At 69.1% G+C, this 18,882-nt stretch carries 18 protein-coding genes; 8 read left to right on the top strand and 10 right to left on the bottom strand.

Translation table 11 applies throughout. The annotated features are described in order from the left end of the window. Positions 1 to 58 precede the first annotated feature (58 nt). Positions 59 to 1,246, top strand: coding sequence for an MFS transporter (locus IE307_RS31455; RefSeq protein WP_229905248.1), 1,188 nt, complete (start codon positions 59 to 61; stop codon positions 1,244 to 1,246). A gap of 93 nt (positions 1,247 to 1,339) precedes the next feature. Next, positions 1,340 to 1,750 carry a VOC family protein gene (locus tag IE307_RS31450; protein ID WP_191303007.1) on the top strand — a complete coding sequence of 137 codons (411 nt, stop codon included), beginning with the start codon at positions 1,340 to 1,342 and terminating at the stop codon, positions 1,748 to 1,750. On the opposite strand, the gene IE307_RS31445 is transcribed toward IE307_RS31450, so the two are convergent. The 3 genes from IE307_RS31445 to IE307_RS31435 all read right to left on the bottom strand — a co-directional run bounded on the left by IE307_RS31445 (position 1,747) and on the right by IE307_RS31435 (position 4,608). Further along, positions 1,747 to 2,160 carry an NADPH-dependent FMN reductase family protein gene (locus tag IE307_RS31445; protein ID WP_191303006.1) on the bottom strand — a complete coding sequence of 138 codons (414 nt, stop codon included), beginning with the start codon at positions 2,158 to 2,160 and terminating at the stop codon, positions 1,747 to 1,749. The two genes, IE307_RS31450 and IE307_RS31445, sit on opposite strands and share 4 nt — an antisense overlap. A gap of 64 nt (positions 2,161 to 2,224) precedes the next feature. Then, positions 2,225 to 3,598 (bottom strand): mycothione reductase, encoded by a 1,374-nt coding sequence (locus IE307_RS31440; RefSeq protein ID WP_191303005.1) that lies wholly within the window; start codon positions 3,596 to 3,598, stop codon positions 2,225 to 2,227. Between the two features lie 482 nt (positions 3,599 to 4,080). After that, the gene (locus IE307_RS31435; RefSeq protein ID WP_191303004.1) at positions 4,081 to 4,608 is read right to left on the bottom strand and encodes a YbhB/YbcL family Raf kinase inhibitor-like protein; all 528 of its coding nucleotides are present in this window, start codon (positions 4,606 to 4,608) and stop codon (positions 4,081 to 4,083) included. 178 nt (positions 4,609 to 4,786) lie between these two features. On the opposite strand from IE307_RS31435, the gene IE307_RS31430 reads away from it, so the two are divergent. From IE307_RS31430 to IE307_RS31420, 3 genes are all read left to right on the top strand, one after another. Then, on the top strand, positions 4,787 to 5,470 hold the full coding sequence (locus IE307_RS31430) for a polysaccharide deacetylase family protein (protein ID WP_308436415.1): 684 nt from the start codon (positions 4,787 to 4,789) through the stop codon (positions 5,468 to 5,470). 67 nt (positions 5,471 to 5,537) lie between these two features. Continuing rightward, positions 5,538 to 5,900 carry an AMIN-like domain-containing (lipo)protein gene (locus IE307_RS31425; protein ID WP_191303002.1) on the top strand — a complete coding sequence of 121 codons (363 nt, stop codon included), beginning with the start codon at positions 5,538 to 5,540 and terminating at the stop codon, positions 5,898 to 5,900. Positions 5,901 to 5,911: 11 nt separating this feature from the next. Beyond that, a complete protein-coding gene (locus tag IE307_RS31420) occupies positions 5,912 to 6,379 on the top strand; it encodes an AMIN-like domain-containing (lipo)protein (protein WP_191303001.1) in 468 nt (155 codons plus the stop codon). 63 nt (positions 6,380 to 6,442) lie between these two features. On the opposite strand, the gene lon is transcribed toward IE307_RS31420, so the two are convergent. Together lon and IE307_RS31410 are read right to left on the bottom strand one after the other, a co-directional pair. After that, positions 6,443 to 8,791: an endopeptidase La gene (gene lon / locus IE307_RS31415; RefSeq protein ID WP_191303000.1), complete on the bottom strand. Its 2,349-nt coding sequence runs from the start codon at positions 8,789 to 8,791 to the stop codon at positions 6,443 to 6,445. A gap of 73 nt (positions 8,792 to 8,864) precedes the next feature. After that, on the bottom strand, positions 8,865 to 9,515 hold the full coding sequence (locus IE307_RS31410) for a cytochrome P450 family protein (protein ID WP_191302999.1): 651 nt from the start codon (positions 9,513 to 9,515) through the stop codon (positions 8,865 to 8,867). A gap of 58 nt (positions 9,516 to 9,573) precedes the next feature. Here IE307_RS31410 and IE307_RS31405 point away from each other — a divergent pair, with 58 nt between their 5' ends. Then, complete coding sequence (locus tag IE307_RS31405) at positions 9,574 to 10,458, top strand: SAM-dependent methyltransferase (protein ID WP_229905247.1); 885 nt, start codon at positions 9,574 to 9,576, stop codon at positions 10,456 to 10,458. On the opposite strand, the gene srmL is transcribed toward IE307_RS31405, so the two are convergent. The 5 genes from srmL to IE307_RS31380 form a co-directional block, all read right to left on the bottom strand. Beyond that, the gene (srmL, locus tag IE307_RS31400; RefSeq protein ID WP_191302998.1) at positions 10,431 to 11,459 is read right to left on the bottom strand and encodes a PheS-related mystery ligase SrmL; all 1,029 of its coding nucleotides are present in this window, start codon (positions 11,457 to 11,459) and stop codon (positions 10,431 to 10,433) included. The two genes, IE307_RS31405 and srmL, sit on opposite strands and share 28 nt — an antisense overlap. Before the next feature lie 124 nt (positions 11,460 to 11,583). Beyond that, on the bottom strand, positions 11,584 to 13,464 hold the full coding sequence (locus IE307_RS31395) for a patatin-like phospholipase domain-containing protein (RefSeq protein ID WP_191302997.1): 1,881 nt from the start codon (positions 13,462 to 13,464) through the stop codon (positions 11,584 to 11,586). Positions 13,465 to 13,543: 79 nt separating this feature from the next. Next, a complete protein-coding gene (locus tag IE307_RS31390) occupies positions 13,544 to 14,179 on the bottom strand; it encodes a CatB-related O-acetyltransferase (RefSeq protein WP_191302996.1) in 636 nt (211 codons plus the stop codon). Beyond that, on the bottom strand, positions 14,176 to 16,050 hold the full coding sequence (locus IE307_RS31385) for an ABC transporter ATP-binding protein (RefSeq protein ID WP_191302995.1): 1,875 nt from the start codon (positions 16,048 to 16,050) through the stop codon (positions 14,176 to 14,178). Before IE307_RS31385 ends, IE307_RS31390 begins: the two co-directional genes overlap by 4 nt. Before the next feature lie 34 nt (positions 16,051 to 16,084). Further along, on the bottom strand, positions 16,085 to 16,981 hold the full coding sequence (locus IE307_RS31380) for an alpha/beta hydrolase (protein WP_229905246.1): 897 nt from the start codon (positions 16,979 to 16,981) through the stop codon (positions 16,085 to 16,087). Between the two features lie 70 nt (positions 16,982 to 17,051). Here IE307_RS31380 and IE307_RS31375 point away from each other — a divergent pair, with 70 nt between their 5' ends. Continuing rightward, positions 17,052 to 18,074: a M48 family metallopeptidase gene (locus tag IE307_RS31375; RefSeq protein ID WP_191302993.1), complete on the top strand. Its 1,023-nt coding sequence runs from the start codon at positions 17,052 to 17,054 to the stop codon at positions 18,072 to 18,074. A gap of 15 nt (positions 18,075 to 18,089) precedes the next feature. Further along, a complete protein-coding gene (locus tag IE307_RS31370; RefSeq protein ID WP_191302992.1) occupies positions 18,090 to 18,866 on the top strand; it encodes a S1 family peptidase in 777 nt (258 codons plus the stop codon). Positions 18,867 to 18,882 lie beyond the last annotated feature (16 nt).

The following is an 18,882-nucleotide window of genomic DNA, read 5'->3' as shown; positions in this document are numbered from 1 at the left end:
CGTGACGATGAAGCAGACGACTGTTGCCGCACACCCTGCCACCGATCGAGGTCGCAGGGTGACGGTTGTCCAGAATCGTCACGTTCCGCTGGTCGGCTCCACGCTGCTCGCGATCGGGGTCGCCCTCGCTGCCGCGAATCTCCGCCCGGCGGTCACCAGTCTGGCCTCGGTGCTCGGTGACGTCCGCGCCGCCCTCGGGGTTTCCGCCGCTTGGACCAGTGCGCTGACCGCCGTTCCGGCGCTGTGCTTCGGCTTCGCGGCGTTCGCGGCACCCTGGCTGGGTCGCCGCCTCGGCATGGCCCGCGCGATCGGACTGTCTCTGGGGGTGCTCACGCTCGGCCTGGTGCTGCGCGTGATCGACGGTCCGTGGGTCGTGCTGGGCGGCACCTTCATCGCGTGCGCGGGCATCGCGGTGTCCAACGTGCTGATCCCGGTCGTCGTCAAGGCCTCCTTCCCGAACAAGGTCGGGCTGATCACCGGTGTCTACACCGCGGCGCTGTCCGCGGGTGCCGCACTGGCCGCCGCGTCGACGCCCCGGCTGGAGGACTTCCTCGGCTCGTGGCGCCTCGCCGTCGGCGCCTGGGCGTTGCTGTCGGCCGGTGCCGTGATCGTGTGGTTCGCCGGGGCGCGGCACGGTGCTGCGGCCTCCGTGGTGCGCTCGGCCGCGCCGGCCGAGAAGCGTTCGTTGCTGCGCAGCCCGCTGGCGTGGGTCATCACCGTGTTCTTCGGGCTGCAGTCGCTGTTCGCCTACACCGTCATGGGCTGGCTGCCCGCGATGCTCGTCGACTCCGGCGTCGACCGGAACACCGCCGGCATGCTGCTCGCCGTGTCGATGCTGCTGAGCGTTCCGGTGAGCATGTTCGTGCCGCCGATCGCCGCGCGGTTCTCGAGCCAGGCGCCGGTGGTGCTGGTGCTCGGCGTGCTTTCGTTCGCCGGAATCCTCGGCATGCTCGTGGCGCCCGCCGCGGCGCCGGGGCTGTGGGTGGTGCTGATCGGGTTCGGCATGGGCATGTTCCCGCTGGCGCTGCTGGTGATGTCGCTGCGCACCAAGTCCACTTCGGACACCGCGAGGCTGTCGGCCATGGCGCAGAGCCTCGGTTACCTGATCGCGGCCTCCGGGCCGTTCGCGTTCGGCGTGCTCCGCGAGGCCACGGGGACGTGGACCGTGTCGCTGACGCTGCAGCTGGTGTTGCTGGCCGCGTTGACGGCGCTGGGCATGGTCGCCGGCCGCCCGCGCTACGTCTAGGGCGCGGCTGTCGCGAGCACGGGCCTCGGCACAGGCCTCAGCCGGTCAGGAATCGAGAAGCACCGCGTTCTCGCCGGTCCTAGCGTTGCCGGCATGGACATCGCCATTCACGCCTCGTTCCTCCCGCACACCGACCCCGACGCCTCGCTGGCGTTCTACCGCGACCTGCTCGGCTGGGAGGTCCGCGCCGACGTCGGTCAGGGCGCGATGCGCTGGATCACCGTCGCCCCCACCGGTTCCGGGCCCGCCGTGGTGCTGGAGCCACCGGCCATGGCGGACGGGCTCACCGATTCGCAGCGCACCGCCATCGCCGAGATGATCGAGAACGGCTCGTACGCGTTCATCAACCTGGCCACGCCGGACCTCGACGGTGCGTTCGACAAGCTGCAGGCGGGCGGTGCGGACGTCGTGCAGGAGCCGACCGACCAGCCGTGGGGTGCGCGCGATTGCGTGTTCCGCGACCCGGCGGGCAACACCGTGCGGATCCAGCAGGTCAGCGCCTAGTTCGACACGAAACCCCGGTGCAGCACCGTGAGCTGGTCGGCGAGGTAGCGGGCCCACGCCTTCGCGCGGTCCCAGTCCGGTGCCGCGCCGCCGAAGCTGATCGGCCCGCTGGCGCCGAGCCTGCGGACCATGCGCGTGACGTCGTTCGGCACCGGAGGAGCACCGCGGTGGAACAACCACATGGGCGTGTGCTTGAGGGAAACCTTGTGCCGCCGCACGAACCGATGCGCGTCACGCGCCGCGGCGTCACCCATGATCACGGCACCGAACCCGTGGAGCGTGTCGGCGGCGGCGACCGGGAGCACGGTGACTCTCAGCCCGCAGCCGGCGAGTTCGGTGCCGATGATCTCGGCGATCTCGTCGGTGGCGGCGGTTTTCGAGGTGTAGGCGACCAGGACTCTGTCAGTCATCGCTGAATACTGGTTGCCCGGCGCGGTTTCCGGCAGCGGCGGAAGACCCTTTCGTCGTGGGCCTTCAGTCCAGCGGGAGGTTGAGAAGGGCGTTTTCGACCAGTTCGGGCATCGCCGGGTGGATCCAGTACTGGCCACGTGCCATGGACTTCGCGTCCAGCCCGAAGCTCATCGCCTGGATCAGCGGCTGGATCACCGTCGACGCCTGCGGGCCGATGATGTGCGCGCCGAGCAACCGCCCGGTGGCCGGGTCGGCGATCAGCTTCGCGAAACCGGTCGTGTCCTCCATCGCCCAGCCGTAGGCGATGGACGCGTAGGCCTGGCTGGCGGTGACGTACCGGATGCCCTGGGCCTTCGCCTGTTCCTCGGTCAGACCGACGCTCGCGATCTGCGGGTTGGAGAAGACGGCGGCCGGCACGAAGCGGTGGTCGCTCTCGATCTGGTCGTCGGGGTGCAGCAGGTTGTGCTGGACCACCTTGGCCTCGTGGTTCGCGACGTGCTTGAGCTGGTAGTCGGAGCTGATGTCGCCCAGGGCGAGGATGTGCGGCTGACTGGTGCGCTGGTTCGCGTCCACCTTCAGGCGGCCGTCCGGGTGCGTGTCGAGACCGGCCTTCTGCACCTGGAGCAGGTCGGTGTTCGGCTGCCTGCCCGTGGCGATGAGGAGTTGCTGCGCCTCAACGGTTTCCTCGCCGTTGGGGCCCTCCAGGTGGAGACGCACGCCCGTGGCCGTCTTTTCGGCGCGGGTGGTCTTGCGCTGGAGCCTGACGTCCCACTTCTGCTTCGCGATGTCGGTGAAGCGTTCGGCGATTTCCAGGTCCTCGTGGCGCAGGAGGAGGTTCGAGCGCGCGATCACCGTGACCTTGACGCCGAAGCTGCTGAAGACGTGGGCGAACTCCGAGGCGATGAAACCGCTGCCGACGATGACCAGGCTTTCCGGGAGCTCGTCCAGGCGCATGATCGTGTCGCTGGTGTGGAAGCCGGTCGTGTCCAGGTCCGCGATGTCCGGGATGCTGGGACGGCTGCCCGCCGCGATGACGATCCGGTCGGCGGTGATGGTCTCGCCGGTGCCGGTGTCGATCGTGTTCGCGTCGACGAAGGTGGCGGTGCCCTCGTAGACCGTGACGTTCGCGTTCTCGTTGGCGCGCCAGTTGCGGCCGCCCTCGGCGATCGGGTCGATCCGGTTGAAGATCCGGTCGCGGATCTCCGGCCAGTGGACGGTGTCTGTGTGTGCGTCCACGCCGAGCTTCTTGGCGTTGGCCGGGGCTGCGGCCTGGTCCGCGGTGTGGACGAACATCTTTGTCGGGATGCAGCCCACGTTCAGGCAGGTGCCGCCGAAGGTGCCCTTTTCCAGGATGGCGATCTGCCAGCCTGCCATGGCTTCCGCCGGGATGCTGTTGCCGGAGCCGGTGCCGATGATGACCAGGTCGAAGTGCCTCACGTGTCGATCCAACCATTTTGGTGGGTGGGGTGTTCCCTGGTGGTGGTTACGGGGGGCTTACGTGGCTTGCGCGGGCTTTCGTGGGCTTGCGCTGCTTGCGTGGCGTTCCCCTGTTGCGTGCGGCGTGTTGCGGTTGCGTGCTTTCCCCTGGGGGCTCTGCCCCCAGACCCCCGGCAATCTGATCCGGGGGGTGGCGCCGCCGGTAGGTAGATGGCACGCCTGTTTGTGCTGGGCGGCTGCCTGTTGCGTTGTTTGTTGCGTTGGCGGTGGGGTCCCGTCACAAGTCGCACCAGGAGCTGGCCACATGCAGGTAGGGGTGTCAACTCGACGAAAAGCGCGTCGAGTTGACACCCCTACCTGCATGCAGCGAGAGCTGTGGTGCGACTCGTGACGGGACCCCACCGCCCAGGCCTCCGGCTAAGGACTTGGACGGCTCGCCTTCGGCTTCGCTTGGGTGGTGGCTCGCCTCTGGCTCGTGCCTGTCAGTGCTGGTAGGTCGGGGTGATGATGGCCCTCGCGAGGGTGTGGAAGGCGAGGTTGAAGCTGACCACCGCCGGGGAGGCGTCGGAGTCCACGTCCAGCTTGTCGACGTCTACTGCGTGCACCACGAAGTAGTAGCGGTGGGGGTGGTCGCCCTTGGGTGGGGCGGCGCCGCCGAAGGCTCGGGTGCTGTAGTCGGAGCGGACGTGGAAGGCGTCGCCGGGGAGTGTGTCGTCCGAGGCGCCTGCGCCGGTGGGGAGTTCGGTGGTGGTGGCCGGGAGGTTGACCGCCACCCAGTGCCAGAAGCCCGAGGGGGTGGGGGCGTCCGGGTCGTAGCAGGTGACCACGAAGCTGCGGGTCTCCTCCGGGAAGTCCGACCAGGTCAGGTGGGGGGAGGTGTTGCCGCCTTCGAAGACCTGGGCGTCGGGGAGCTGTTCGCCGTCGCGCATGTCCGTCGAGGTGACGGTGAAGGTGCCGACCTGCGGGAGCAGCTGGTAGGGGTCGGGAGCGACTGGGCGCTCGAGGCTCATGGGAGTCCTCCTTTTGTGATCAGTTCGACCCTATCTCCGTGCAACCGGAGGGGCCTGCTCGACGTCTTTGGGCTGGAGGGGGATCTTGATGTCCAGGTTGCGGCTGTTTGCTGCGTTTGTGCTGGTTGCGGGTGTGGTGTCGTGTGCGGACACGGCCGATTCGCAGCCTGGTGGGCCTGTGCTCACCACTTCTGCCGCTCCGGTGACGGCCGCTTCTGCGTCGGAGCGGCCCAAGCGGATGTTCGAGCCGCCGTACCCGTACGGGACTGTGCAGGCGAAGGCGCCTGCTGTCGTCGACGGGATGGTGCCCGTTGTGACGAAGATTCACACGGACAAGCCGTACGTGTTCATCACGATCGACGACGGGGCCGTGCAGCACCCGAAGGCGCGGGAGCTGATGATCGAGGCCGGGGTGTGGCCGTCGGTGTTCCTCAACACGAAGTACGCCGAGGGGCACAGGGACTACTTCAAGCAGTTGCCGGTGACGGTCCACAGCCACACGACGAGCCACCCGAACCTGCAGAGCAAGGGGTTCGAGTTCCAGAAGCACGAGATCTGCGGGAACGCGGACTTCCTGGCGAACGAGTACGGGAAGCGGCCCACGTTGTTCCGGCCGCCGTTCGGGAACTACGACGCGACGACGCGGCACGCCGCGGCCAGTTGCGGGTTCAAGGCGCTGGTCAACTGGACCGCCGCGGTCAACGACGGGCGGGTGCAGTTCCAGCAGGGGGACCGGCTCACCGCGGGGGACGTCGTGCTCATGCACTTCCGGACGACGTTCGTCGAGGACTTCACGGCGTTCCTGAACCGGGCGAAGCAGGACGGGCTGACGCCGGTGCCGTTGGAGGACTTCCTGGGGTAGGGCTGCAACCAGGAGGGCGGGTCGCGCGTTTACGGCGTTGGGGCGTCTTTTCTGGAACTGGGGAGAGATGAAGCGAATCGCAGCAGCGCTCGCCGTCGTGGGGACGGCGGTGGGCGTGCCGGTGGCGTCGGCGGCTGAGGGGAACGAGCACCGGACCACCGGACTCGCGCACTGCGGGTCCGGCGAACCGGTGGCGGCCAAGGGGGACGAGTTCCTGGTCGTGAGCATTCTGCCCGCCAGCGCGCACGGGCATGCCGGGCCGCGGTCGTTCGACACGCCGTGGCTCGGGAAGGTCAAGAGCGTCACGAACACGTGCGATTTCGAGGCACACCTGGACTTCGCGATCGGGTACTCGACGGCGGGGCGTGCGTGCACGATCTCGTTCCTCGACGACCCGAGCCGTGTCGTGGTGGACATCAACAACAACTGACTGGGGAGTCGATGAAGAAGCGATTTGCCGTGGTGCTGCTCGCAGTGGCCGCGGTGTTCACGTCCGTTCCGGTGGCCTCGGCCAGTGGGCACGCCGAGCTCACGAACATCCGGACCGGCAAGCACGACAACTTCGAGCGGGTCGTGCTCGACATGAACGGGCTGCCGACCAACACGCTGTCCCGTGAGACGACCGCGGTCTCCAACTGCGCGTCGGACCACGCCGTTCCGATGGCGGGCAACGAGATCCTCGAGACGACGTTCTTCAGCGCCGCGACGTACGACGAGAACTTCAACCGGACCTACACCGGGCCGCGCAACTTCGTGCCGCAGGGGCTGACCAACGTCAAGGGCATCGCCATCACCTGCGACTTCGAGGCGACGCTCGGCATCGCGGTCAGCTACGACAACCCGAACTCGTCGCACCAGGTGTTCACCCTGACCAACCCCGACCGGGTGGTCATCGACATCTACTCCTAGAGACGCGAAAGCCTCGTGGGGGCGGCAGTCGCCGCTGCTGCCCCCACGAGGGGTCTGTTTCCGTTACGCCGCAACGGTCGCGACGGTCTCCTTCGAGAGCGCGTGCTCCAGCACCTGGGCCACGTCCGAGACGAAGTGCACCGTCAGCTGCTCACGCACCGACTCGGGCACGTCGTCCAGGTCGGGCTCGTTGCGCTGCGGCAGCAGCACGGTCGTGATGCCCGCGCGGTGAGCGGCCAGCAGCTTCTGCTTCACGCCACCGATCGGCAGCACCCGCCCGGTCAGCGAGATCTCGCCCGTCATCGCCACGTCGGAGCGCACGGGGCGGCCCGAGAGCAGTGATGCCAGTGCCGTCGTCATCGTGACGCCCGCAGACGGACCGTCCTTCGGCACCGCGCCCGCCGGGACGTGGATGTGCACTCCCCGGTCAGCCAGCGACGCGGCCTTCTCGTCGTGCGAACGCAGGTACGACAGCGCGATCTGCGCGGACTCCTTCATCACGTCGCCCAGCTGGCCGGTCAGCGTGACGCCGGACGCGCCGGTGTCCTTCGGGGCCAGCGAGGCCTCGATGAACAGCACGTCGCCGCCGACACCCGTGACGGCCAGACCCGTTGCCACGCCGGGCACCGAGGTCCGTTCCGCCGACTCCGGCGTGTTCTTCGGGCTGCCGATGTAGGACTTGAGCGACGGCTGGTCGACCGTGATCGGGAACTCCGCCTCGCCCAGCGCCACCTTCGCGGTCGCCTTGCGCAGGATGCGCGCGAGGGCCCGTTCCAGTTGCCGCACACCGGCTTCCCGCGTGTACTCGCTCGCGAGCTGGTGCAGCGCGGGCTTGTCGAACGTGATGTCCTCAGGCGTGAGGCCGGCGCGTTCGATCTGGCGGGGCAGCAGGTGGCCGCTGGCGATCGTGACCTTCTCGTCCTCGGTGTAGCCGTCGAGCTGGACGAGCTCCATGCGGTCGAGCAACGGCGCCGGGATCGTGTCCAGGACGTTCGCGGTCGCGAGGAACACGACGTCCGAGAGGTCGAGCTCGACCTCCAGGTAGTGGTCGCGGAACGTGTGGTTCTGCGCCGGGTCCAGCACCTCGAGCAACGCCGCCGTCGGGTCGCCGCGGTAGTCGGAGCCGACCTTGTCGATCTCGTCGAGCAGCACGACCGGGTTCATCGAACCGGCCTCGCTGATCGCGCGGACGATCCGGCCCGGCAGCGCGCCGACGTACGTGCGGCGGTGGCCGCGGATCTCGGCCTCGTCGCGCACACCGCCGAGGGCGACGCGCACGAACTTGCGGCCCATGGCCCGTGCCACGGACTCACCGAGCGACGTCTTGCCGACGCCGGGAGGGCCCGTCAGCGCGAGCACGGCGCCGGAACGACGTCCGCCCACCACGCCCATGCCGCGGTCGGCACGGCGCTTGCGCACGGCCAGGTACTCGGTGATGCGCTGCTTCACGTCGTCGAGGCCCGCGTGGTCGGCGTCGAGGACCTCGCGCGCCGCCTTGATGTCGTAGGAGTCCTCGGTCCGCTCGTTCCACGGCATCTCGAGAACGGTGTCGAGCCACGTGCGGATCCAGCCCACCTCGGGCGACTGCTCGGAGGTGCGCTCCAGCTTGTCGACCTCGGCCAGCGCGGCCTTCGCGACCTTCTCCGGCAGCTCCGCCGCCTCGACGCGGGCGCGGTAGTCGTCCTGCTCGGTGGCGGGCTTGCCGTCGAGCTCGGCCAGTTCCTTGCGGATCGCGGCCATCTGCTGGCGCAGCAGGAACTCGCGCTGCTGCTTCTCGACGCCTTCTTTGACGTCCTTGGCGATCGTCTCGTTGACGTCGAGCTCGGTCAGGTGCGCCTGGCCCCACTCCACGAGCTTCTCGAGCCGCTCGGTGACGTCGCTCGTCTCCAGCAGCCAGATCTTCTGCTTCTCGTCGAGGTAGGAGGCGTAACCCGCGAGGTCGGCGAGCGCCGACGGGTCGCTGATCTGCGCCACCGAGTCGACCATCTGCCACGCGCCGCGCGTTTGCAGGATGTTCGTGACGAGCGCGCGGTACTGCTTCGCGAGCTCACGGGTGCGGTCGGTGATCGGGGAGTCGTCCGCGATCGTCGCGTTCACCCACAGCGCCGCGCCCGGCCCCGTGGTGCCCGTGCCGATGCGCACGCGCTTGGTGCCGCGCACGACGGCAGCGCGTTCGCCACCGGGCAGCCGGCCCACCTGCTCGATCTCGGCGAGCGTGCCCACCGCCGCGTACTTGCCGTCCAGCCGTGGGACGAGAAGCACTTGATGATTCGCTGCGGTCGTGGCGGCGTCTACGGCCGCACGGGCCTCGGCGCTCGCGTCCGCACCGGAGATGCGGACCGGCACCACCATGCCGGGCAGCACCACGACGTCGTCCAGCGGCAGTACCGGCAGGGCCAGGGTCTCGGCCATCTCGTCCTCCAAAGTTGAGTCTGTACCGCTCAACCAAATGGAGTGGGCCGGTGTTCCCCTGGCGTGTTCGCTGTCAGCGAGCAGCTGCCCTGAGGCGTCTGACCAGCGAAATCTCGCCGGTCACGCGGGCGAGCGCGGTGCTCGTGGGGCACGAGGACAGCACTCCCGCGGGCTTGCGCCGCAGGTCGAGGAGGTCGCCGCCCGGATATTTCACCGAGCACCGGTTGGCCGCCGCGACGAACGGGACGAGCACCTCACCTGCCTCGACCGTACGCCCGCTCAGCACGACGGGGCAGGGCGTCCGGCGGGCGGGAGCGACGGGGACCGGGGTGTCGAACCGCAGCAGCTCCTCGACGGCGTCGCCGGCGAGCTCCGGAGTGCTCCGGAGCAACGCGGCCTGGCCGGGGTGCTCGTGGAGCGCGCGCAACGCGTTGGTGAGGAACGCCTGAGTGGTCTCGAGCGCCGTCGCGGCGAACGCCTCCACGCCGTGCGAGAGCGTGAACGCCTCGGCCGCCGTGGCCGCGAGCGATCGGGCGAACGTGGTGTCGTCGGCGTCGAGGAGTTCGATGGTGGACATCGTGATCACCGGCCGGACGAGCTTCAGCGCGCGCATGATCGCCCGTTTGGGTAACGGTTGCGGGCCACCGGAATCGATCTCGAGCACTCTCAGCACGTCGTCGTAACGGGTGATGCACCAGCCACCGATACCGGCGTCGAAGTGCACCGGAGAGCGTTCCCTCAGAAGGCGGAACCTCTCGTGGCGTTCATCGGTGCGAGGCGGCATGTTCCCCCACACGTGGCCGGATCCGGCCTGGTTCGGTTGTGTGGCGGTGGACACCCGTGCGGCGACGACGGAGGATGCGCACGTGATGGAAGAGCTGAAGTGGGTCCCGTCCACGGTCGACGTCACGCGCCCGAGCGTGGCGCGGATGTACGACTACTACCTCGGTGGCTCGCACAACTTCGAAGCCGACCGCGCCGCCGCCAAGCAGGTCGAACAGATCTTCCCCGGCGTCGCCCAGAGCGCCCAGGCGAACCGCTCGTTCCTGCGCAGGGTCGTCCGCCACCTGATGGAACAGGGCGTCGACCAGTTCCTCGACCTCGGCTCCGGCATCCCGACCGTGGGCAACGTCCACGAGATCGCCCAGCACGACAACCCGGACGCACGCGTCGTCTACGTCGACTTCGAACCCGTCGCCGTCTCGCACAGCAACGCCCTGCTGGCCGACAACCCCGGCGCGAACGCGATCCTCGCCGACCTGCGCGCCACCTCCGCGGTCCTCGCCGGCGCCCGCGAGACGCTCGACTTCTCCCGCCCCGTGGGCGTGCTGATCATCGCGGCGCTGCACTTCATCCAGGACACCGACAGCCCGTACGAGGCCGTCGCCGAGTACATGGACGCCCTGCCCCCCGGTTCCTACCTGGCCATCACCCACGCCACCTGGGACACCCTCAACGACGAGGAACGCGCCGAGGCCGAGCAGATCGCCAAGATCTACAGCAGCTCGGACAACAAGCTCAAGATGCGCACCCACGCCGAGGTGACGAAGTTCTTCGACGGCATGGAGATGCTGGAGCCGGGCGTCGTCGCGGTCAACGACTGGCGCCCGGACTCCTTCGACGAGGCCCACGTGGGCATCTACGGCGCCGTGGCCCGCAAACCCTGAAGCAGCCTGTCCCTGATCTCGTTGGTCTCGCGGTCGGTGAGGGTGCGCTCCGGCGCCCTCATCGTCACGCGAATGAGCACGTTCTTCTGACCCGGCAACGCTTCCAGCCTCTTTCGGACGTGCTCGGGCAACTGCTCCGACCGCGTCTCGCTGAGGATCTCGATCTCCTCGACCACGTCCTCCGGCACGAGCGCGCGGATCCGATCGCCCAGGGTCTCGGCGTCGTCGCCGGCGTCCGCCATGATCGAGATGTCCCTGATCGCGGCCGGGTGCCGGGAGATCGGCCGGTACCCGGTCAGGTCCAGCATCTGCCCCGCGATGCGCGGGTCCTCGTTGCGCAGCAGGCGGATGTCCGGGATTCCCTTGCGCAGCATCAGGACCCGGTCGAGCCCGAGACCCATCGCGAGACCGTGCGGGTGGTGCTTGAGCACGTGCCGCGCCGCCCTCCCGCACTCGGCGACCTCGACCCACTGCCCGTCGTGCTCGACGTCGACCTGCTTGCCGTGCGTGGTGTACGGGTGCTCGGCGTCGGCGGTGCGATAACGCTTGCCGGGCAACAGGGTCGTGATGACCCGGTGGACGAGGTCGTCGAGCGGTTCCTCGTTCTCGCTGATCCGCCAGACGTCCAGCTGGTGCGGCGTGCCGGTGTGCAGCCGGTCGACCGTGTCACGGCGGTAGACCAGGCCGGGGCAGACGAGCGTGACGTCCGGCGTGACCTGCCTGAGGGCGGGCGGGATCATCGCCGAGGTGTGGCTGCGCAGCATGCACGTCTCGCTGACGTACCTGGTGTAGCGCGCGTCCCGGGTGATCGCGTCCGGTGCGTAACCCAGGTGCTCGTAGTTGTGCTCCACCGGCACGAGCGGGTGGTGGCGGACTTCCTGCGGGTTGTGCAGAGCTGATGTGAGATCGGCTATGAGGAGCTGCATCGCGTGTGGGCCCTGCGCGGGATCGGTGAGGTCGCGGACGTTCAGGGCGTGCACGAGTTCTTCGGTGCGGTACATGGGGTTTCCCGTTCCTCTGGTCTGGTGGGTGCGGAGTCCCCCGACCAACGGGAAGGTTCTAGGCGCGCGCCACCCACGCAGGTCGGGGGTGGCTAAATCGCGTCACGGGACCAGGTTAGCGCGCCTACTCGGGTGGTGTCAGCCGCAAATCCGGGTCCACCGGCGGCACCCCGTCGAACGGACCGCCGTCCTTCAACCGCCCGACGTGGTCCAGCGCGACCTCGATCTCCTCCCGGAACGGGTCACCGTCGGCAGGCGGAGTGCGGAACCATCCGTGCAGCTCGGCGGGGATCTCGAACCGCGCGAGCACCTCGTCGTACAGCGCGTCGCGCTCGGCGGCCTGCACGCCGAGCTCCTGGTACTCGCGCAGCGCCATGCGCAGGCGGATCCAGCGGTAGCGGTCGGTGTTCTGCTGCTGTGCGAAGCGTTCGCGCAGGAGGTCGCCGGCGTGCTGGCCGCGCAGTGCCAGCCGCCTGATCGTGGCGGGCGGCATGAACAGGTTCGAGCCGCCCTCGTCGTCGGACTGCCGGACGTGCGCGATGCGGCCCCGGTAGCCGGGGAGCGCGGACTGCATGGTGTCGCGCCAGTCCAGGAACGTGTTCAGGATGGACACCAGGAAGCGCGGCATCGAGTTCAGGGACGCGTAGGGCGTGCCGGAGGCGGACGCGTCCTGTTCCGGCAGCCACACCTCGGCGGTGTCGCCGTTCGGGTAGGGCTGCAGGCTCAGGCCGAACGTGGGCCAGCGCGGCAGCAGCGAGTCGAAGAAGTGGATCGGGAAGTTGCTGGTGATGCCGCCGTCGGAGAACCAGTGCACGCGCCCGTCGCGGCAGAGCGGCACGGCGGCGATCAGGCCGGGGAACGACAGCGACATCCGCACGGCGAGCACGACGGGCAGCTGGTCGCGGGGCGGCAGCGTGCGCAACGGCATGTGCTCGTGCAGCGGGCACTTCACCGTGGTCTCGGGGCCGTTCAGCTGCTCCACGACCCGGCCCGGCAGCACGTGGCCCAGGCACTCGTCGCAGTACTGCCACTCCTCCTTGAACGGCAACCGGTACGGCCGCCCCTCCGACACGTCGGTCGTCATCAGCACGAGGTTGATGTCGCCCAGGTCCCCGAACGTCAGCGCCTCCGACGTGCCCGCGATGTCGTCGAGCCGGTCGGCGATCCAGTCGGCCAGCGGCGGCACACCCGTCGACTTCGGCACGCCCGCCAGCCGGTCGAGCCACGACGGAGTGAAATCGCCGGTGCCCGGAACGAGTCCGAAGTGGATGGACCGGGCGTTGTCCTTCAGGAACCGTTGCATCGCATACCCGTAGGTGACGATCAGCGCGCTGACCGCCGCGAGCGACAGCACCAGCCACACGAGCAGCACGATGGCCGCCGTGGCGTAGTGGTGGGAGAACGCCAGCCCGAGCACCAGCGGGACGAAGGTGAAGACCCAGACGGGCCAGGGCAGGCTCGACCGCAACGGCCACAGCACGATCGCCAGGCACGCCAGCGCCACCGCGGTGACCACGACCGCGAGCCAGCCCGGGTAGGCCGAGGGCGCGAGGCCCGCCGAGTACAGCACCGGCCCGCCCAGCCACAGCGACGCCATCAGCGCCAGCACCGACTTCGCCCGCCACCCGACCGCGCCCAGCAACGCGAAGAACAGGCACGAGATCGCACTGCGGCCGGTCGTGGAGCGCTTCTGCATGGACGCGACGACGATCCGGTACAGCGCCCGCGTCTTCTCCGCGGGCTGGAAAAGCTGCGCCATCCGCCACTGCTCCGCGCCGGACCCGGAGGTGAACCAGTCGATCAGCCCGGCCAGCTTGTCGAAGCCACCCGTCGCACGACCGCGTTCGGCCGCCGCCGTGAACCCCGCGGCGATCGCTCCCGCCGACGCGCCACCGATCTGCTTGAACTCGTAGTGGCGGGCCAGCGAGGCGACCGCGAGCGGGTACACGACACCGCTGGTCGTGCCACCCCGCATGGTCAGGTCGCAGTAGCGGTCGTACTCCATGTGCTCATGGTCGCGCGATCTTCGCCGTGCGTGAAGTGGAGTTCACCCGGACGCCGCCGAATCGATCTCCGCCCGTGCCTCAGCCCGCGATCGCGGCGAGTTCGGCCGGCGTGCCGGACATGATCACGCGGACGTGCTCGGTCACCTTCTCCACCGGCCAGTCCCACCACGCGATCCGTTCCAGCAGTGCGACGTCCGCCTCGCTGTACCGCGTCTTCAGCAGCTTCGCCGGGTTGCCCCCGACGATCCCGTACGCGGGCACGTCCGACACCACCACGGACCCGGCGGCGATGATCGCCCCGTTGCCGATCCGCACGCCCGGCATGATCAGGGCGTTGTAGCCGATCCAGACGTCGTTGCCCACCACCGTGTCACCCCGCGAAGGCGCTCCCAGCGCGATGTCGAGCGTCTTCTCGCCCCACACGCCGCCGAAGATCGTGAACGGGAACGTCGACACGCCCGCCATGCTGTGGTTGGCGCCGGACATGATGAACCGCACGCCTTCCGCCAGCGCGCAGTAGCGGCCGATGACCAGCTTCTCGGTGCCGTAGTTGTAGAGGACGTTGCGCTGCTCGAACTCCGTGGCGTGCAACGGGTCGTCGTAGTAGGTGTACTCGCCGATCTCGATCTGCGGGTTCTTCACCAACGGCCTCAAAAGCACCGTGCGCGCGTAGTCCGGCAACGGGTAGAGGTTGTCGGGCGAGGGGATGGTCACGGCGCTCCGATCGGCTCTTCGCTGAACTGCGTGCGGTACAACTTGGCGTAGTGGCCTTCCAGGGCCAGCAACGCCTCATGCGTACCACGTTCGACGATCCGGCCACGATCCACGACCAGGATCTGGTCCGCCGCCCGGATGGTCGACAGCCGGTGCGCGATCACCAGGGACGTCCGGCCTGCCAGGGCCTCGACCAGCGCCTCCTGCACGGCGGCCTCCGAGCGCGAGTCGAGGTGCGCGGTCGCCTCGTCCAGGATCACCACGCGCGGCTTGGCCAGCAGCAGCCGCGCGATGGTCAGCCGCTGCCGCTCACCGCCGGACAGGCGGTAACCGCGCTCGCCGACGACGGTGTCGAGCTGGTCAGGCAACGACGACACCAGGTCCGCCAGCCGGGCGCGGGTCAGCGCGTCCCAGATCTCCTCGTCGGTCGCGTCAGGAGCCGCCAGCCGCAGGTTCGCGCCGATCGACTCGTGGAACAGGTGACCGTCCTGCGTCACCATGCCCACGGTGTCGCGGATCGAGTCGAACGACAGGTCGCGAACGTCCACACCGGACAGCCGGACCGCCCCGGAGTCGACGTCGTACAAGCGGGGCAGCAACGAGGCGATCGTCGACTTGCCCGCACCCGACGCGCCGACCAGCGCGATCAGCGAACCGGGTTCGGCGACGAACGACACCCCGCCGAGGATCTCCTCGCCGCCCCGCGTGTCGAGCGACGCCACCTCCTCCAGCGAGGCGAGCGAGACCTTGTCCGCGGACGGGTAGGCGAACTGCACGTCCGCGAACTCGACGCGCACCGGCCCGTCCGGCACGGAGACCGGGGACTCCTTCTCCTTGATCAGCGGCGGCAGGTCCAGCACCTCGAAGACCCGCTCGAACGACACCAGCGCCGTCATCACGTCCACCCGTGCGCCGGCCAACGCCGTCAACGGCGCGTAGAGGCGCGTCAGCAGCAGCGCGAGCGTCACGATCGTGCCCGGCGCCATCTGCCCGGCGAAGACGAACCACCCGCCCAGCCCGTAGACCAGCGCCAGCGCCAGCGAGGACACCAGGGTCAGCGCCACCAGGAACAGCCACTGCGCCACCGCGGTCCGCACGCCGATGTCGCGCACCCGCCGGGCCCGGGAGCCGAACTCCGCGCTCTCGAGCGACGGCCGGCCGAACAGCTTGATCAACGTGGCGCCGGGGGCGGAGAACCGCTCGGTCATCTGCGTGGTCATCGCCGAGTCGAGGTTCGAGGCCTCGCGGTGCATCGACGCCAAGCGCTTGCCCATCCGCCGCGCGGGGATGAGGAAGATCGGCAGCAACACCAGCGCGAGCACCGTGACCTGCCACGACAGCGTCAGCATCACGATCAGCGTCAGCATCAGGGCGATCACGTTCGTGACGACGCCGGAGATCGTCTCGGAGAACGCCCGCTGGGCCGCGATCACGTCGTTGTTCAGCCGCGACACCAGCGCACCGGTGCGCGTGCGGGTGAAGAACGCGATCGGCATCCGCTGGACGTGGTCGAACACGGCCTGGCGCAGCCGCAGGATCAGGTCCTCGCCGACCCGCGACGACTGCCAGCGCTCGGCCAGCGAGAACCCGGCCTCCAGCACCGCCACGCCCGCGATCGCCAGCGCGAGCCACAGCACGAGCCCGAAGTCGCGGCCGGCGAAGATGGTGTCGACGACCCGTCCGGCCAGCACGGGGGAGGCCACCGCGAGCACGGCCGCGACCGAACTGGTGGCGAGAAGCGCGTACACGGCACGGCGCTGCGGGTGGGCGAACCGGGCGACACGCTTCAACGTCGCCCGGCTCACGCGACGGCTCTTCTCGTCCTGCATGGCGCTCTCGAGCGCGTACCAGGCGTTGAAGTCGATGTTCATGACGACCAGTCTCGAACCTCGACCTACGAGGAGGTCAAGCCGTTTTCAGGAACTCGTCGACCTCGGCGAGCGCCGCCGCGCGCACCGGCTCCGGCGACAGGAACAGGTCGTGCATGCCCGCCTTGATCTCCACGACCTTGACCGAGGTGCCGAGCTTCGGGCCCCACTTGCGCATGCCCTCGACGTCGAGGACGGCGTCCGCCCTGGACACGTCCTCGCTCCAGGCCTTGGCGTTCAACATGCTCTTGTCGGAGTGCAGCACGAGCACCGGCACCCGCACGTCGAGTCCCTTGTGGACCTTCTCCTGGGCGATGAGCACCGCGCGGATCCACCCGGCGAGCACCGGGAAGCCCGCGAGCGGCTTCCACTTCAGGTCGAAGTCCCACTCGCCGTTGCGCGAGTTGTGGATCGCCGACCCGTACGCGTCACCGAGGTTCGGGCGGATCTTCACCTTCGGCACCAGCCCGCCGAGCACCTTCACGATCTGGCGCACGACCGGCGGCTCGACGACGTCGAGCCACGGGCTGTTGAGCACCAATGCATCGATCAAGTCGCTGGAACGCCTTTCGTGCGCCCACAACGACGTGGTGAGCCCGCCCGTCGAGTGCCCCATGAGCACCACACGCGAGTGCTCTTCACGGATGACGGCGATCGCCGCGTCGATCTCCTCGAAGTACACGGCCATGTCCGTCGTGTAGTTCGGCACCTCGCCGTCGCGCAGCGAGCGGCCGTATCCGCGCAGGTCGACGGCGTAGAAGTCGTAGCCCTGGGCGGTGTAGTGCTCGGCCACGTGCTCCTGGAAGAAGTAGTCCGCGAAACCGTGCACGTAGAGGATGGCGCCCCGGTCGTTGGCCGCGGCCCTGCGGCGGACCAGGGTGGCTGAGGCCCCGCCGCGCAACGGCAGAACTGTGGTGTCTTCGTCGCTGCTCACCGGGCAAGTTTGCAACGGTCTCGCGCCGATTCCGTGCACCCTTGTCCGGATCGTGTCTAACCTGGATGGTGTGACGGGGGATATTGAGCAGTCATCGAGGGTGCGGTTCCCGGGCATCAGCCCACGCGCCTATGAGCATCCTGCCGACCGAGGCGCCCTTGCGGTGCTGAGGGCGGTGCCCGCCGTGGCACCGATCCTCAAGGCGGTCGCCGGAGCCTTCACCGAACGCGGGGAGCGCCTGCTTCAGGTCGCGTCCTCCGTCCGGGTGGGTCCCAAGCAGTACCCGCAGCTCGACCGCATCCGCAACGAGGTGGCGGCGACGTTCGACCTCGCCGAGGTGCCCGAGCTCTTCGTCGAGCGCAACTCGCAGGCGTACGCCTACACCTACGGCATCGACAAGCCGTTCATCGTGATCAGCACCGGTTCGGTCGACCTGCTCGACAACGAGTCGCTGCGCTTCCTGATCGGCCACGAGATGGGCCACGCGATGTCGGGCCACGCGCTGTACAACACGCTGCTGCGCCGGCTGATCGACCTGACCACGTCCTTCGCGTGGGTGCCCGCGGGCGCCATCGCGATGCGCGCGGTCATCGCGGCGCTGCGAGAGTGGCAGCGCAAGACCGAGCTCTCCTGCGACCGGGCCGGCCTGCTGGCCTGCCAGGACCCGCAGGCCGCGCTGCGCACGCACCTCGCGCTCGCGGGCGACCTGGGCGGACAGGTCGACATCGCGTCGTTCCTCGCCCAGGCCAAGGAGTACGAGGAGGTCGAAGACATCCGCGACAGCCTCCTCAAGCTGCTGCACACCGAGCACCGCACGCACCCCCTGGTCGTGGTGCGGGCCGCCGAGCTGCAGCGCTGGTCGGCCAGCGAGGAGTACCGCGAGATCCTGACCGGCACGTACGCGCGCCGCGAGGACGACCGGCCGACGAACAACCTCACCGACGACATCAAGGGCGCCGCCCGGTCGTACAAGGAGTCCATGAGCAACTCCGCCGACCCGCTGATCAAGACGATCAACGACATCGGCGAGACGGTCATGGGCGCGGCCGGGAAGTTGTGGAGCAAGGTTGCTCCGAACGGCTCAGCGGAGTAGCTACCATCTGGAGTCATGAGACGACTCCTGGTGCTGGTTCTCGCCGCTCTGCTCGCCACCACGGGCACCGCCGCCGCCGACGAGCGCATCGTCGGCGGCGAGCGGGCGTCCATCGAAGCCAGCCCGTGGGTCGTCTACCTGGTCGACGACCGCGGCACCCAGTTCTGCGGCGGCACGATCGTCGCGCCGCAGAAGGTCCTCACCGCCGCCCACTGCGCGGAGGGCCGTTCGCTGCGGGAGGTGCAGGTCGTGGCGGGCCGCGAGGACAAGCAGGACCGCCAGGCCGGGGTGGTGGCCACCGTCACCGACATCTGGATCCACAAGAGGTACGTCTCGGCCGACCAGGGCGAGGACGTCGCGGTGCTGACGCTCAGGAGGGCGCTGCCGTACACGCCGCTGCCGCTCGCCGAGCTGACCGACCAGGCGCTCTACGAGCCCGGCTCGCAGCTGCGCGCGTACGGCTGGGGCCGCACCTCCGAGAACGGCAAGACCTCCCGCTACCTGATGGGGGCCACCGTGCCGGTGCTGGCGGACGACTTCTGCGTCCAGACCTACCCGCACTTCAAGAAGGCCGACATGTTCTGCGCCGGCTACGAGGGCGGCAAGATCGACACCTGCCAGGGCGACTCGGGCGGTCCGGTCGTGGTGGACGGCAAGCTCGTCGGCGTCACGTCGTGGGGCGAGGGCTGTGCCCGCAGGAACAAGCCGGGCGTGTACGTCCGGATCTCCCGTTACGCCAAGGACCTTCACCCGGTCGTGGACGCCACGCCGCCTGGAGTTGTGGAGCCGTAGGCCACTGGGTAGTTGT

It is taken from the genome of Lentzea cavernae (genome assembly GCF_014653695.1).
GTDB classification, from domain to species: Bacteria; Actinomycetota; Actinomycetes; order Mycobacteriales; family Pseudonocardiaceae; genus Lentzea; species Lentzea cavernae.
The sequence above is the reverse complement of the archived record's forward strand: the minus strand, read 5'-3'. Positions and strand labels throughout refer to the sequence as shown.